Genomic DNA, 15,163 nt, shown 5'->3' with positions numbered 1-15,163 from the left:
AGATAGTATGAAAAAAATCATTTATTCCATTTTACTGGCATCCTTTCCCCTATTGATTTTTAGCTGCAAAAAAACAGAAGAAGAAAAACCTGTTTACCAGCAAAAAACAAAAGCAGATGATGCTTCTGCCAGAAGCGAAATGCAGCGTGCCTATGATGATATAGAGACCGTCTACAATTCAACTGAATATGAGAATGCATCTACCTCTTCTCTCCGAACTTCAGGAACCGTATTGCCTTGCGGTAAAGTAACATTCGACAAGAAAAATTTTACCATTGATTATTCGCAAAGTGGTTCCAATTGCAATCCGTACCGTGTAATAAGCGGTTCTATTGATGTTACACTTATAAGCGGCACTACTTTTTCGGATCAGAATGCAAAACTTAAAGTAGTTTTTACCAATTATAAAGTGTTGTACACAAATTCAAATCAATCTGTAATCTACAACGGTACTGCCTACATCACCAACGCAAGCGGCGGTTCGCTGATCACCCTGTTCACCAATACACCAAATGCCGAGGTGATTCACAAAGTGCGTGGCGATATGACCTTAACCTTTGATACCACAGGTACAAATACAGCAGTTGCATTTACACGTTCGTGGAAAATTTTCCGTAAACGTACTTTCCAGAATACACCTGGTACTGAAACCGGTATTACATTTAAACTTGAGGGTGATACAAGCTTTGCTTCTGCTGATTATTTCAACAATGGCTCAGGCGGTAATTTTACGAACGTAAGTGAGATCGGGCTGAACACTGAAAATGAAAAATTTATCTGTGATGTAACGACTCCGTTCAAATGGTATGATTGCGGACCTGATTATTATGGACCTTATGTGCTGAAACAAGGTAAAGTGGAATATACGTCGTACACGGCAAAACCAGTATATGTAGCATTAGGTTATACAAAGTTTTACTGGAGTGGTGAAGCCGGTTACAGATATGATAATGCTGTTTATACGTATGATGGAAGCTGTAACTCCGCCGGGTATAAAATAGACTTCTCTTTGCGGAAAGCTTCTGATAATTCGGCCATTTATTCAGCCAGTTCTTATATACCTTATTAATTAATTGTGTTGAACCGAATAAAAAAAACCTCCCGGCGAATTTGCCGGGAGGTTTTTTTATATTGCTCTAATCTACTTTTTTAAAGCTCAGTATTGATCCATCGCGATGTTTTAACTTCAAACGTCTTTCTTCAAAACTATAGTAATACCGTTTGTTTGCCAAAGCACCCATAAATAGAGGCTCCAGCGGTACATGCACACAGCTTTTAAGGGTAGAAATTTCGCTGTTTAACTGTATCTGATTTTGAATGGTATAAAATGTAGCGGTAATTTCATTACACCCACTAAAACCATAAATCTTTCCGCCATCTAAATGAAATTCCAGCCTGGGTGCGCCCAGCGGAAAATTTTCAGCAGATACTTTTACATTACTCATACTGTCTAATACCCATATATCATGGATGATTGGATTGACTACATAAAAACCGCCGCCTGCATAAATTACTGTTGTCTTGTTGGTATGGTCTTCTACTTCTATGCGTACACTTAGTGGCACATACGTACCTTGTATTTCATCCAGGTATTTTTCATCCCGTATCATAACGGTGATTGATTTTTTTAATCCTGGTTGAGAAGGATTGGATACAATTGTTTTCGAATGATATTTGACAACCGGGTTATCCTGGGCTTCGGTTGTCTTTGCAGATGAAAAAACCATTTCTTCTCCATCGTATTTAAAGGTAATGGTACTGTCTGTTTTTACCCACAACTCCCATTTGCTGCCGGTATTGTACCCGTAAAACGCAGTTTTGTTTTTTGTTAAATCCAATTGAAAATTAACATGTTGATATGGACTTAACAGACTTTCCTTTGTATGCTGTATCAGTTGAGCTTTAACAATTGTATCCTCTGTATGCATCTTTGCCAATTTCTTTTTCTGGCTGGTACAACTGGCTATCAAAATAATACTGCATAAAAATCCAATGAATACCGATTTTCTCATAACAAGTTTTGTTGATTGTATGACCAATGTAGAAAGGTTTTCGTATCATTACAAATAGAATTAATCGTAATACGTTTATGAAAAAGCCGGACATACTTGTTTCTGTTCCTTCTGATATTGGCGCGCAGCGCATGGGCACTTCACTTGCCGTGGATGCGCTGTTGGTAGCAGATGCAGAAAGAGCTCAACCAGTATTAAAACAATTTTCTAAAAAAACACTTTCAAGTTTTCCTGAAAAAAGAGGCGAAACAGGCCCGTATGTACAGGGAAAATATGCAAAACTCTTGTCTGAATTAAATAACAATACAGCGAAAGAAATTTCTGCGATCGTAAAAAAACAATATCCGTTGGTTATCAGTGGTGACCATAGTAACGCTATTGGTATTATGGCCGGTATCCGTGAAGCAATCGGTGCAGATAAAAAGTTAGGCGTGATTTGGGTAGACGCACATGCCGATCTGCATACACCTTATACTACCCCTTCCGGTAATTTACACGGCATGTCGCTATCAGCATCTATGGGGTATGATAATATTGAACTTTCCAGAAGTACGATTGATGCGGGCTTGAAACCTTTCTGGGAAGAATTGAAACATTGCGGAGCAAGCCGCCTTACACCAAAGATTGGTCCGGAAGATATTTTCTTTATTGGTCTGCGCGATTTCGAAATTCAGGAATATCATTTGATCCGTGATTATAAATTAAATCATTACAGCCCGTATGATGTAAAAGCAAAAGGTTTAACCTATATCCTGGATCAGGCAGTAACCTATTTTGCGGATTACGATGCGGTGTATGTTTCTTTCGATGTTGATGTGCTTGACACAAGTGTTTCTACCGGTACGGGTACACCTGTGTATAACGGGCTGCTCTTGCCTGAAGCGAAGCAGGTTGTCGATACCTTAAAACGTTTGAAGAATATCCGTTTATGGGAATTTACCGAAATAAATCCATTGCTTGATAACAACAACAGCATGAGCAAAGCGGTGATTGAGCTGATTGATGTGCTGATGGAAGACTAGCTGACAAATTCCACAATTCAAAATGCAAATTCCAAACATTCACCCATAGCCTGCGGCACACACACCGGAATCTGCTATTGAAAGTTAAGAATCTCTGTGTGTCACAGCCATGCGAAAATGCTGAAAGCATGCCATAATAAAACCGGGTGCCGTCCCGGGAAAAGTAATAGTTAATATATTACAAGCTCCAATGCCCTCTCCCATCATACACGCACAAAACCTTTCTCTTTCCATCGAATCAGAAAATATCTTAAACAACATTTCCTTTTCTATCAATACGGGGGAATGTATTGTTCTGACAGGTGCTTCCGGAAGCGGCAAAACAAGTCTTGCAAAAATACTTGCCGGGCATTGGAAAGCGTCTTCCGGTGAGATACATTTTTCTTCACCTGACTTAAAAAAAACCATTGTACAGCAGCAGCATGATTTCAGGTATGCATTCGAAACAAAGTCGTATTTTGGTCAGCGTTACGACCGTAATTACAGCGGCAACTTCCCTACGGTAAACGATATTCTGTTAAAAGAAAAATCTGCGGCAACTGATCTGCAAAGAGTTGTTACTCAATTAAACTTATCTGAAAAACTGCAGCAGCCTGTTATTGAGCTGTCAAACGGAGAAGGCAAGCGTCTGCAGCTTGCGCTGGCACTGCTTACAAAACCGGATGTATTAATTCTTGACCAGCCATTTATAGGCCTGGATACTGCAACACGCGGTGAGCTGCATCAGTTGCTGGAAAAGATTAAAGAACAAAAAATTACCGTTATCCTCATTACTACACCGGATGAAATTCCGGCATGTGCCGATCAGATTTTTTTAATGAGAGCCGGAACGCTTTGTGCGCAAACAAAAGATGCGCCTGGCATTATAGAAGAAATGCAACAGCAACAAAACGGATCTGTTAACTGGGAAGATTTAAAAGAAATTTCTGTCTCTGCATTTCCGCCGTTTGAAGTTGCGGTACACATGAATCACGTGAACGTTTCTTTTGGTAATAAAAAAATACTCGATGACATTTCGTGGACAGTAAAACGCGGTGAGCATTGGGCCTTACTTGGGCATAATGGTTCGGGTAAATCAACCTTGCTGAGTCTGATCAATGCAGATAACCCGCAGGTATACCTGAATGATGTATTTCTTTTTGATCAAAAACGCGGAAATGGTGAAAGCATCTGGGAGATCAAAAAAAAGATCGGTTATGTTTCTCCGGAAATGCATAACCACGTGTTGCGTGGCAGCAGCTACATTCAATCGCAGGCATTAGCTAAAAACGATTATTCGCTGGGCGGGTTTTCACAGGATAAAACCACTTGTTTTGAAATTGTTAGTTCAGGTGTAAACGACCAGGTTGGTTCTTCCACGCGCCTAACGGCTATGCAGCAAAAGACGGTTACGTACTGGATGGAAGCGCTGGATGTGATTCACCTGAAACAAAGAGCTTTTTATAAAACATCGTTAGGACAGCAGCGTTTGCTGTTGCTTGCACGTGCTCTGGTAAAAAACCCACCGGTGCTGATTTTAGATGAACCTTGTCAGGGCCTGGATAAAGAACAGACCCAGCGTTTTACTTCATTGGTTGATACAGTCTGCAATCACATTGAAAAAACATTGATCTATGTTTCACACTATGCCAGCGATATGCCGTCGTGTATTGATCATGTCTTAATGCTTGAAAACGGACGGGTGAAAGAAAACTAAGACACCACAACCATATCCATGGCTAAGCCATGAGGTCAATTTTACCACGTTGGCTTCTGGCTCGTGGCTTTTACTGCATATTTGCTCTTCCATTTTTTATACTGCTCATCCCGGATCTGCGACATAACATTTCCGTAAGAGCCTGCCCAATAATTTCTGATACCTGCACCAAAAGGTGCGCCGCGCATGCGTTCCTGAAGCAGCACTTCTTTCGTTTCAATATTGAAAAATACTACATGATAGATGGCTTCTTTCTTCAGCCTATTCATGCTTTCAGCAATAAAAACCAAACCAATACCCGCGCGGTCTTTGGTATCGTACAAAGACACAAAAGACTGTATGTCTGCTAACATGTAATACGGCGTAACGGCTGCTTCTACAGAATCAACCGGTGTGGCTGCATTAGCCTGTTTTATCGGGTTCAGGTCTACAGCAACAGATTTTCTCCGGATCATCGAAGCAACATCATATTTGTCCGGTTCGTCCAGAATAAGGTGATTCCAGGAAGGATAGTATTTGTCCCTCAAATCGGTGGCTGTAATCGGTGTATTGCCGCCAAATGTGCTTACATAACCGATCACTTTTGAATGGGAATAATCGATCCCGAACCAGGTGACGGTATAATCTGAATTTGAGAAAATATCTTCTACCCGTTGCGCATAGGCAGAATACGAGAAAACAAGTATTAACAAAAGAATTGAAAGAAGCCTCTTTTTCATAATTCAAATATACAGAATTCCTGAAATTAATGATATGGCTTTGATTAATAGAATATTATACTTCCATTAAAATATTCATGTGCACCAATTTCATACGTATACATTCACAAACATACATGCTGTTCCCGTGATATTTAAAAGTAATGTCGATTTATTGAATCTTTCCTTTTTATGCTCCCCGAAAAGCCGTAATTTTGAGGCCTAAAATCACCAATCAAACATATGATTACTGCACCTATTCGCACAACAGCAAGAGATACTCAAATTTTTGATTTAATCTCTAAAGAGGCTCACCGTCAGGAAGAAGGCATCGAATTAATTGCTTCAGAAAATTTCACTTCAAAACAAGTGATGGAAGCAATGGGAAGTGTACTTACCAATAAATATGCTGAAGGCCTTCCGGGCAAGCGTTATTACGGAGGTTGCCAGGTTGTTGATCAGGTTGAGCAGATTGCTATTGATCGTTTGAAAAAATTATTCGGTGCTGAATGGGCAAACGTTCAGCCACACTCCGGTGCACAGGCAAACGCTGCGATCATGATTGCGTGTCTGAATCCGGGAGATTCTATTTTAGGTTTTGATCTTTCGCACGGTGGTCACCTTTCACATGGTTCACCGGTAAATATGTCGGGTAAATATTTCAAGGCACATTTCTATGGTGTAGAAAAAGAATCCGGTCTGATTAACATGGATATTGTTGAAGCAACGGCTTTAAAAGTAAAACCTAAAATGATCATCTGCGGAGCTTCAGCCTACTCACGTGACTGGGATTATGCACGCTTCCGCAAAATAGCAGACAGCGTTGGAGCTATCTTATTAGCAGATATTTCTCACCCGGCCGGTTTGATTGCAAAAGGTTTATTGAACGACCCGATCCCGCATTGCCACATTGTTTCTACAACAACGCATAAAACATTGAGAGGTCCGCGTGGTGGTGTGATCATGATGGGTAAAGATTTTGAAAACCCATTCGGTTTAAAAACACCAAAAGGTGAAACACGTATGATGTCTAATGTATTAGACATGGGCGTTTTCCCGGGTACACAAGGCGGTCCGTTAGAGCACGTTATTGCTGCTAAAGCGGTAGCTTTCCAGGAAGCATTATCTACGGATTACTTACAGTATGCAAAACAAATTCAAAAGAATGCACAGATCATGGCTGAAGCATTTTTGAAAAAAGGATACGATATCATTTCCGGTGGTACAGACAATCACTTAATGCTGATCGACCTTAGAAGTAAAAACTTAACCGGTAAAGAAGCTGAAAACGCGCTGATCCGCGCAGATATTACGATCAACAAAAACATGGTTCCGTTTGACGACAAATCTCCGTTTGTTACTTCAGGTATGCGTGTAGGTACAGCTGCTATTACAAGCCGTGGTATGGTTGGTGATGACATGATCCGTATTGTTGAAATGATCGATACCGTTTTAATGAACCAGACTAAAGATTCTGTAATTGAAACTGTACGTAAAGACGTAAACAACTGGATGGCACAATATCCATTATATATTTAATTCCCGAATCCGGTGAGCGATACTACAGAAGAAAAAAAAGAAATGTCCTTCCTGGACCATCTCGAGGAATTAAGGAAACATTTAATAAAAGCAATATTAGCGGTGATGGTTTTAACCATCATCGCTTTTTTTAATATGGATATTATCTTTCATGATATCTTAATGGCTCCGTCAAGACCTGATTTTCCAACCTTTACCATACTTTGCAAATATTTTAATTATTGTATCGGTGAAATGAATTTTACATTAATGAGCCGCACCATGACAGGACAGTTTACCATGCACCTGCTGGCATCCTTAATTACAGGCGCGATCGTAGCATTCCCTTATATTGCCTATCAACTGTGGCAATTCATTGCTCCTGCGTTACACCCAAATGAGCGCAAGAATGTGCGCGGCGTTGTGCTGGGTGTTTCCATATTGTTCTTCATCGGAATTTTATTCGGTTACTACATCATTTCGCCGCTGGCAATTGATTTCCTTGCTAATTATAAATTAGATCCTTCTATCGAAAACAGCTTCGATGTTACGTCATACATTTCCACCTTATGTATGATGGCCTTAGGAGGCGGGGTTATTTTCCAGTTACCGGTAGTTGTTTATTTCCTTTCATTAATGGGTATCATGACGCCTATGTATATGAAACAATACAGAAGACATGCTATTGTTGTGATGGCTGTTATTTCAGCTATCCTTACACCATCACCGGATGTATTAAGCCAGCTATTAATGCTGGTGCCTATGTATATGCTTTATGAGATAAGCATATTTGTAAGCGCTGTTGTTTATAAAAGAAAATTAAAAGAAGCGGAATAAAATTATGGCGTATACAATCGCATTAGGTGGTGACCATGCCGGTTACACCTATAAAAAAGAAATCATTGCATACTTAGAGACTCAGGGTCATAAAACGATCGACTGCGGACCATTCTCTGAAGCGTCTGTAGATTATCCTGATTTCTCTCATCCGGTAGCAGAAGCTGTTGAAACCGGAAAAGCAACGTTTGGAATCCTGATCTGCGGAAGTGGTAACGGCGTTTGCATGACAGCAAACAAACATCAGCACATACGTGCAGGCTTATGCTGGACTCCTGAAATAGCAATGCTTACACGCCAGCATAACAACGCAAACGTATTGTGCCTTCCGGCACGCTTTATTCCCATTGAAGAAGCAATTGCCTGTGTAAAAATGTTTGTAGAAACAGCATTTGAAGGCGGCAGACACGAAGGCCGCGTCAATAAAATTGCCTGCGCATAATACCCGCCCCCAGCGCATAACAAAACAGCCCATGGTTTAAACCATGGGCTGTTTTGTTATGCGCTGGGCCCTTTGCTATTTTACCAGCTTATATGCTTTTTTGTCATACGAAGGCTCGTACATATTTTTCAGTTCGGGAATGCGCTGAATGAGATCCGGCATCATGCTTATGTTGTCAAATATGTATTCCGGCTTGTTCTCAATAATATTTGTATAGATCGCCGAAATGTTTCCGTAATTATTTAAATCGCCGAAATGCCTTAGTGATAAATTCCATTTAGCATACACGGTAACCTGTTTGTTATGGATCAGTGCAGCCGGATTTGCTCCCAGCAGCAGTACTTTCTTCTCCCGTACGGCATCTCCATTAAAGCGTACCTCGGTATCTCTGGCAAGTAAAATAGATGAGTTGTTTGAAAGCGCTTTACTTTTATCCAGAAATTTATTGTTGATGTGAAAGAAAACAAATGCTGCAATGATCGTCCAGAAGATTGTTTCTTTTAACCAGAAACGTTCAATACCTAAAAACAAAAACACGGTGAAGAAAGCAAAGACCGGAACCATGATGTACAAATTGAAATATCCCCATTCATTCATCAATAAAAAAGCAAGCAAGCCGTTCACAAACCACATAGCCATAATTTTCATCGATGAATACTGGTAGTTCAGAAAATTGCTTTTTGAAATGGTATATAAAAATGCTGTGATCGCCAGCAAAGCTGATGGAATACCGACTTTAATGATGGAATAGAAGTCAGCATAATAAATGTGATTTGTGTAAAACGTTCCCTGTATTAAGTTTTCAAATACTTCAGAAAAAGATCCTTGCAGGTAATAGTATGAAAATACCATTAACCAGGGAAACATAACTGCTGAAAGAAGCTGAAAGAATCGACGCACATCAAATGAGCTAAATACGGCAAACGAATAAACGATAAAGATAATGAAACAGGCAAAGGGCAAATAAAACAGCGAGGCAACACCTAAACTAACGCCGGCAAAAAAGTGATTCCGGGATTTCTCTCCCATACGTACATCTTTAAAAAGAAAATACATCACAGGCAACATAAATGTTACGCCTAACTGCACCGGAGATAACGCAAAAAAATCATAATTGATGGAACTGAACAGCACATAGAAAAATGCCGGATAGGACGTTTTCTGATCGTAAATATTTGTCTGAGAAACATAATAATTGAACAGGAGCGCCTGTACAACTGCCAGGATCATAGAGCAGATACGCAGCGTAAGTACAGATTTGCCGAATATATAGTTAATGATATAATAGGTTCCGGCACTGAACGGCTCTAATGTGGTCCAGATATCCTTATAGAGTACTTTCTCATCTGTCATCATATCTCCGATCGAAAGCCATTCGAGCGAAGGTATCAGCAACATATCATCTGTTAGCCAGTATAATCGTACAAGAATGGCTATTAGTGTAATTACTAATAAGCGAAACGGGTCATAACTTTTTAAAAATTCTAACACAGGCGATTAATTTTGAACCAAATTAAGCATTTTTTCTGTTTCAAACGGAGTACAGTAAACATTACCGGCTCTTTTTTGTATTTTTACGTATCCTTTGATAAGGAGCTTGTAATTTAATAGAATATTATGGAAAGTGTAAGACAACAAAAGGTAGCAAGATTAATTCTGAAAGAAATGGCAGACATATTTCTGAAAGAAAGTCGTGTGCTTTTTGGTAACGTATTTATTTCCATTACGGTTGTACGTATGAGCCCGGATCTGAGTGTGGCAAAATTATACCTGAGTATTATGCTTCAGGAAGACAAAAACGCTATTCTGAAAGAAATCAAGGTGCATACAAAAGAATTGCGCAAATTATTAGGCGAGCGTATCCGGAAGCAGGTGCGTATCATTCCTGAAATTATCTTTTATCTGGATGATAACGTTGATTATGCAAATCACATGGATGATGTGCTGTCTAAAATTACGATTCCTAAAAAAGAAGACGAGAATTTCGATCCCAATCAATATCCCGGCTTGAAAGAATAGCTGCAAATCAATCCGCATTTCCTTGAAGGCTATTTTATTCATTGCGCGTCATTATTATTTTTCCGGTAAGAATTTACTTCTTATCAATGTTATATCCATACTTTCTATTTTAGTTGTTGCCATTATTACCATGTCTTTAGTAATCGGCATGTCTGTGTTTAATGGTATGGAAAACCTGATCCGTTCCTTATACAATTCATTTGACCCTGAAATTAAAATCTCTCCCCGAACAGGCAAAACCTTTGAAATGACTGATAGTCTGCATAAGCTGGTGCAGTCTGCCGAAGGTGTTTTTATTTTAACTGAAGTGATCGAAGATAATGCTGTGATCAGTTATAAAAATGAAACCGATGTTATTAAAATAAAAGGTGTTTCTGAAAATTTTACAGCGCAGCACCGTATGGATTCTTTTCTGGTGTCCGGCTCTATGAGCATGTTTAAGCAAGGCAGAGATTTTGCCATCATTGGGCGCGGCATTCAATATAAATTATCCATTCCGATCAATAATCAATTTTCTCCTGTACAGATCTTCTACCCCGATCGCGATAAGATCAAACGTCCGGATGCGCTTGATGCTTTCAGAATAAAAAGCATTCATGCAGGCGGCGTTTTTGCTATTGAAAAACAATACGACGATAATTTTGTTTTTGTACCCTTGGTTTTTGCAAAAGAATTAATGAATTATGAAAACGAACGCACATCGCTTGAAATAAAAGTTTCCAGCGGTTATGAGGTAGAAGACGTGCAGTCTGCGCTTAAAGAACGTTTAGGCGATACATTTTTAGTACTCAACAGCGATGAGCAGCATAAGGGTTTATTGAAAGCGATCAAGGTAGAAAAGTTTGTGGTGAATGTTATGCTTAGCTTTATCCTTGCTATTTCTTCCGTAGGAATCTTTTTTTGTTTAACCATGCTCACATTGAATAAACGTAAAGACATTGCTGTGTTAAAAGCAATGGGAAGTACAAAAGCATTTATCCGTAATTTATTTATGACTGAAGGCATGCTGATCGCGCTTTCCGGGGCCGTTATTGGTATGGGCCTTGGCATCGGCATTTGTTTGCTTCAGCAATATTTTGGATTTGTTACTATAGGCACCGAAACATCCGTTATTGAAGAGTATCCGGTAGAATTACGGTATACTGATTTATTCTGGATTGCCGGTACCGTAATTTGTATTTCATTTTTAGCTTCTATAAGACCTTCTATCATAGCATCCAGAATTGATGTTAAAAAACACCTGTAAGCTTTTACACATTTTTTGTGAATAAAATATCTTCAAACATCGCACAAGGAAAAGGGTTGTTTACTATATTGTAGATTACATTTCTATAGAAAACCCGTATTCCGGGCTTACTTGATTACTGTTTTCTATATTCCTTTAACCCGTTTTACGTGAAAGTATCAACCACTGAACCGTTTCAAATTATATACTCATTATTTGAGCATGAGTATCTGGGGTATCTGTTTGAATCTTTTGTAATTCAACTGGATCACCAACGCAGGCTTACGCTCAAGCATCAAAATATTTCTGCCAAAAATGCGGATGAATTTGCGCGTGAATTAGATGATGTTGATTTTAAACTGATCGATTTAATTGACTCTATTCAGCAGGAAGCTATTGTTAAAAAATTCTATAACAAGAAAATTACACCCGCTGAATTTTTTCTAAAAATTTACCACAAAGAAAAAGGGGATGAACTGATACAGGATGCGATCCGCTCCTATATTGAATTAAAGAAAAACCAGATCTTATGTCTGCTTGAAAATAAAATGTTGTTTGAAATGGGGCATGATGGCGAGCCGACCTGGAAACGCCTGGCGCTTGCTCCGCAAAAAGCAAATATTTTATTTCACTTCATGCGTAACGAAGATAATACGCATTATTTTCCTACGATTAAGTATGACGGGCAAAAGATCGACTTCCAGTATAAAAATGCCATCATTGTCTGCAGCATGCCCGCGTGGCTGCTGGTTGACAATACCGTATACCATTTCAATAAAGATGTTGATGGCAATAAGTTGAAACCTTTTCTGAACAAAAAATTTATATTGGTTCCCCGTAAAATGGAGGAAACCTATTATGAAAAATTTGTTACCCAGATTGTTTCTTCTTTTGATGTACACGCAAAAGGCTTTACCATACATGCTGAAGAGTATGCGCCCAAGCCTGTATTGACACTTACGGAGCTGGCAGTTGCCAAAGCACCGGTTTCGCTATTTGATACCGCCGGACAGGATACGGCGGTTGATACCGTTGAAGAAAATAAAATACTGGTCAGTCTGGATTTCCAATACGGCACCTTTATCTTTTCCTCCGATAAGCTTTCTCCTTCTTTTGTTAAAATGGAGAAAACCGATGATTCGTATATTTTCCATAAAGTAAAACGCGATTCGGATAAAGAAAAAGATTTTCTGGACCTGTTACGCAACTCCGATCTGGAATTTAAAAGCGGAAAAGTAACACTCGACAAATCAAAGATATTTTCGTGGCTCTCGGCAAACCGCGCTGCTCTTGAAGCCCAGGGCCTGGTTGTACGGCAGAATTTAAAAGATGGTAAACGCTACTTTGTAGGTGCCTCTTCTATAAGCCTGGAAGTAAAAGAAAATAACGACTGGTTTGATATCTATGCTGTTGTGCGCTTTGGTGAATTTGAAATTCCATTTTTAAAATTGAAGCAATACATTCTGAAAAAGAAAAAAGAGTTTGTATTGCCAAATGGAGAAATTGCGGTTATACCGGAAGAATGGTTCAGTCAGTATTCAGATCTGTTTGCCTTTATTGAAGATGATTCAGATGATCTGAAGCTGCGCAAACACCATATGGCGCTGGTTAAAGAACTGCAGAATGACCGCTTGGCAGAGGTTTCAATGGACCGCAAATTAGAGCGTCTGCGCGACTTCCAGGAAATTGAAGATTACGATCTGCCCGCTGAGTTTAAAGGTGAATTAAGGCCCTATCAAAAAGCGGGTTACAACTGGATGCGCTTTCTGAACCAATATAATTTTGGCGGCTGCCTGGCAGATGATATGGGTTTGGGTAAAACCGTGCAGACATTGGCACTGCTGCAATCGCTGCAAAAAACTGCAGACGGAAAAGCAAGCTTATTAATTATGCCTACATCACTGGTATACAACTGGGAAATGGAAGCACGGAAGTTTACGCCTGATCTGAAAATCCTGAACTTTACAGGTATCAACCGCGATAAAAATGTTGAACAGTTTCACAATTACGACATCATAATCACATCTTACGGTACGGTGCGTATCGATATTGAATTGTTTAAACAATATCAGTTTTATTATACCATTCTGGATGAATCGCAAGTGATCAAAAATCCGGAATCAATTATTGCAAAAGCCGTTAAAGAACTTAACAGCAAACACCGGCTTATCTTAACGGGTACGCCTGTTGAAAACAGCACGATGGATCTGTGGTCACAAATGACCTTTGTAAACCCGGGCTTATTAGGCAGTCAGCAGTTTTTCAGAAATGAGTTTTTAAATCCGATTGAGAAAAAACACGATGAAGTAAAAACGAAACGTTTATACAGCATCATCAAACCGTTTATACTGCGCAGACAAAAATCGCAGGTTGTAAAAGACCTTCCTGAAAAAATTGAGAACGTACATTATTGTACGATGTCTCCGGAACAGGAACAGGAGTATGAAAAAACAAAATCAAATTACCGGAATTTAATTCTTGAATCAATCGATGAAAAGGGCTTAGCCGGCAGTCAGATTTTATTGCTGCAGGGTTTGACAAAGCTGCGCCAGATCGCGAATCACCCGAGTCTGGTTGAAGATACGTTTGAAGGAACTTCCGGTAAAATGGAAGACGTAAATTACATGCTGGATAATGCGCTGGAGCTTGGTCACAAAATTCTGGTGTTCTCTCAGTTTGTAAAACACCTGCATCTGTATGCAAAGTTGCTGGATAAAGCAGGTATTAAATATGCATACCTGGATGGACAAACACGCGACAGACAGGCAGAGGTAGAACGCTTTCAGAATGAAGAAGGCATTCGTGTATTTTTAATTTCGTTAAAAGCCGGTGGCTTAGGTTTAAATTTAACTGCTGCAGATTATGTGTTCCTGCTTGATCCGTGGTGGAACCCGGCCGTGGAAGCACAGGCGGTTGATAGAGCGTACCGGATCGGACAAAAAAATACGGTGTTCACCTATAAATTTATTACAAAGAATACCGTTGAAGAAAAAATCCTCAACCTGCAAAAAAATAAATTAAAGCTGGCAAACGATCTGATCAGCTCAGAAGAAACATTCTTTAAAGCGCTAAGCAAAGAGGATATTCAGTCGATCTTTGATTAATCATCTTTAAAGCTGAATGCTTAAAAGCTAACTGTTTTGGGTTAGTCACATTCTTCAGACCATTTGATGGCCTGAAGAATGTTAAATTTTTCAACATGCAAAAATTATTTTACTTATAAATTAAAATGCCCGGCAGCTTCCGGCTGGTATGCAATCGATTCGATTTTTATTTTTGTCATTCCGGCCGGTACACACCATTCAATTTCGTCCCCTATCTGATAACCAATCAATGCAGTTGCTATGGGAGAAAAAATTGAGATCTTATTATTTTTCACATCTGCTTTATCCGGATAAACCAATTGAAATTCCACCCGCTTGTTTGAATCCATAAAAACAATTGTTACAATCGAATGCATGGTAACAACATTGTTCGGAATTTCTTCTGGTTCAACCAGTTTTCCTAATTTAAGTTCGTTCATTAAACTGTTTGCTTCAACAACAGAGATCGATTTAAATTGTTTCGCCTCATTAATACATTGTTGAATCCGTGAATAATCCAGTTTGTTAATTATTGTTCTCATGTTAGTTAAGTTAAACAGAACATGCAGAAAATAGCATGCCAATAAGTGCGTCCTAAGTGTTTATTGGTA

General features: G+C 39.3%; 13 protein-coding genes. 9 read left to right on the top strand and 4 right to left on the bottom strand.

Annotation, left to right across the window (positions count from 1 at the left end):
- The first annotated feature begins 7 nt into the window (after window positions 1–7).
- Entirely contained in the window at window positions 8–1,069 is a 1,062-nt protein-coding gene (locus CHU_RS17665) for a hypothetical protein (protein WP_011586977.1), read from the top strand.
- Window positions 1,070–1,136: 67 nt separating this feature from the next.
- Here CHU_RS17665 and CHU_RS17660 read toward each other — a convergent pair whose 3' ends face one another.
- Window positions 1,137–2,012, bottom strand: a complete 876-nt coding sequence (locus CHU_RS17660; RefSeq protein WP_041932483.1) for an META domain-containing protein — start codon at window positions 2,010–2,012, stop codon at window positions 1,137–1,139.
- Window positions 2,013–2,089: 77 nt separating this feature from the next.
- On the opposite strand from CHU_RS17660, the gene CHU_RS17655 reads away from it, so the two are divergent.
- Window positions 2,090–3,034: an arginase gene (locus CHU_RS17655; protein ID WP_011586974.1), complete on the top strand. Its 945-nt coding sequence runs from the start codon at window positions 2,090–2,092 to the stop codon at window positions 3,032–3,034.
- A 190-nt stretch (window positions 3,035–3,224) separates the two neighbouring features.
- A complete protein-coding gene (locus CHU_RS17650; protein ID WP_011586973.1) occupies window positions 3,225–4,730 on the top strand; it encodes an ATP-binding cassette domain-containing protein in 1,506 nt (501 codons plus the stop codon).
- Window positions 4,731–4,771: 41 nt separating this feature from the next.
- On the opposite strand, the gene CHU_RS17645 is transcribed toward CHU_RS17650, so the two are convergent.
- Window positions 4,772–5,449, bottom strand: coding sequence for a hypothetical protein (locus tag CHU_RS17645; RefSeq protein WP_011586972.1), 678 nt, complete (start codon window positions 5,447–5,449; stop codon window positions 4,772–4,774).
- Window positions 5,450–5,671: 222 nt separating this feature from the next.
- On the opposite strand from CHU_RS17645, the gene glyA reads away from it, so the two are divergent.
- Genes glyA through rpiB form a run of 3 tightly spaced genes read left to right on the top strand, consistent with a single transcriptional unit; the run spans window position 5,672 to window position 8,225 of the window.
- Complete coding sequence (gene glyA / locus CHU_RS17640) at window positions 5,672–6,967, top strand: serine hydroxymethyltransferase (RefSeq protein WP_011586971.1); 1,296 nt, start codon at window positions 5,672–5,674, stop codon at window positions 6,965–6,967.
- Between the two features lie 12 nt (window positions 6,968–6,979).
- Window positions 6,980–7,783 carry a twin-arginine translocase subunit TatC gene (tatC, locus tag CHU_RS17635; RefSeq protein WP_011586970.1) on the top strand — a complete coding sequence of 268 codons (804 nt, stop codon included), beginning with the start codon at window positions 6,980–6,982 and terminating at the stop codon, window positions 7,781–7,783.
- Between the two features lie 4 nt (window positions 7,784–7,787).
- Window positions 7,788–8,225: a ribose 5-phosphate isomerase B gene (rpiB, locus tag CHU_RS17630; protein ID WP_011586969.1), complete on the top strand. Its 438-nt coding sequence runs from the start codon at window positions 7,788–7,790 to the stop codon at window positions 8,223–8,225.
- Between the two features lie 75 nt (window positions 8,226–8,300).
- On the opposite strand, the gene CHU_RS17625 is transcribed toward rpiB, so the two are convergent.
- The gene (locus CHU_RS17625; RefSeq protein WP_011586968.1) at window positions 8,301–9,716 is read right to left on the bottom strand and encodes a DUF6427 family protein; all 1,416 of its coding nucleotides are present in this window, start codon (window positions 9,714–9,716) and stop codon (window positions 8,301–8,303) included.
- 126 nt (window positions 9,717–9,842) lie between these two features.
- Here CHU_RS17625 and CHU_RS17620 point away from each other — a divergent pair, with 126 nt between their 5' ends.
- The 3 genes from CHU_RS17620 (at window position 9,843) to CHU_RS17610 (ending at window position 14,573) form a co-directional block, all read left to right on the top strand.
- Complete coding sequence (locus CHU_RS17620; RefSeq protein ID WP_011586967.1) at window positions 9,843–10,244, top strand: ribosome-binding factor A; 402 nt, start codon at window positions 9,843–9,845, stop codon at window positions 10,242–10,244.
- 22 nt (window positions 10,245–10,266) lie between these two features.
- Window positions 10,267–11,490 carry an ABC transporter permease gene (locus CHU_RS17615; protein ID WP_011586966.1) on the top strand — a complete coding sequence of 408 codons (1,224 nt, stop codon included), beginning with the start codon at window positions 10,267–10,269 and terminating at the stop codon, window positions 11,488–11,490.
- A gap of 149 nt (window positions 11,491–11,639) precedes the next feature.
- Window positions 11,640–14,573, top strand: a complete 2,934-nt coding sequence (locus tag CHU_RS17610) for a DEAD/DEAH box helicase (RefSeq protein WP_011586965.1) — start codon at window positions 11,640–11,642, stop codon at window positions 14,571–14,573.
- 113 nt (window positions 14,574–14,686) lie between these two features.
- Here the strand turns inward: CHU_RS17610 and rnk are convergent, their stop codons facing one another.
- Window positions 14,687–15,094, bottom strand: coding sequence for a nucleoside diphosphate kinase regulator (gene rnk, locus CHU_RS17605; RefSeq protein ID WP_041932482.1), 408 nt, complete (start codon window positions 15,092–15,094; stop codon window positions 14,687–14,689).
- Window positions 15,095–15,163: the final 69 nt, after the last annotated feature.

It is taken from the genome of Cytophaga hutchinsonii ATCC 33406 (assembly GCF_000014145.1).
Taxonomy (GTDB): domain Bacteria; phylum Bacteroidota; class Bacteroidia; order Cytophagales; family Cytophagaceae; genus Cytophaga; species Cytophaga hutchinsonii.
The sequence above is the reverse complement of the archived record's forward strand: the minus strand, read 5'-3'. Positions and strand labels throughout refer to the sequence as shown.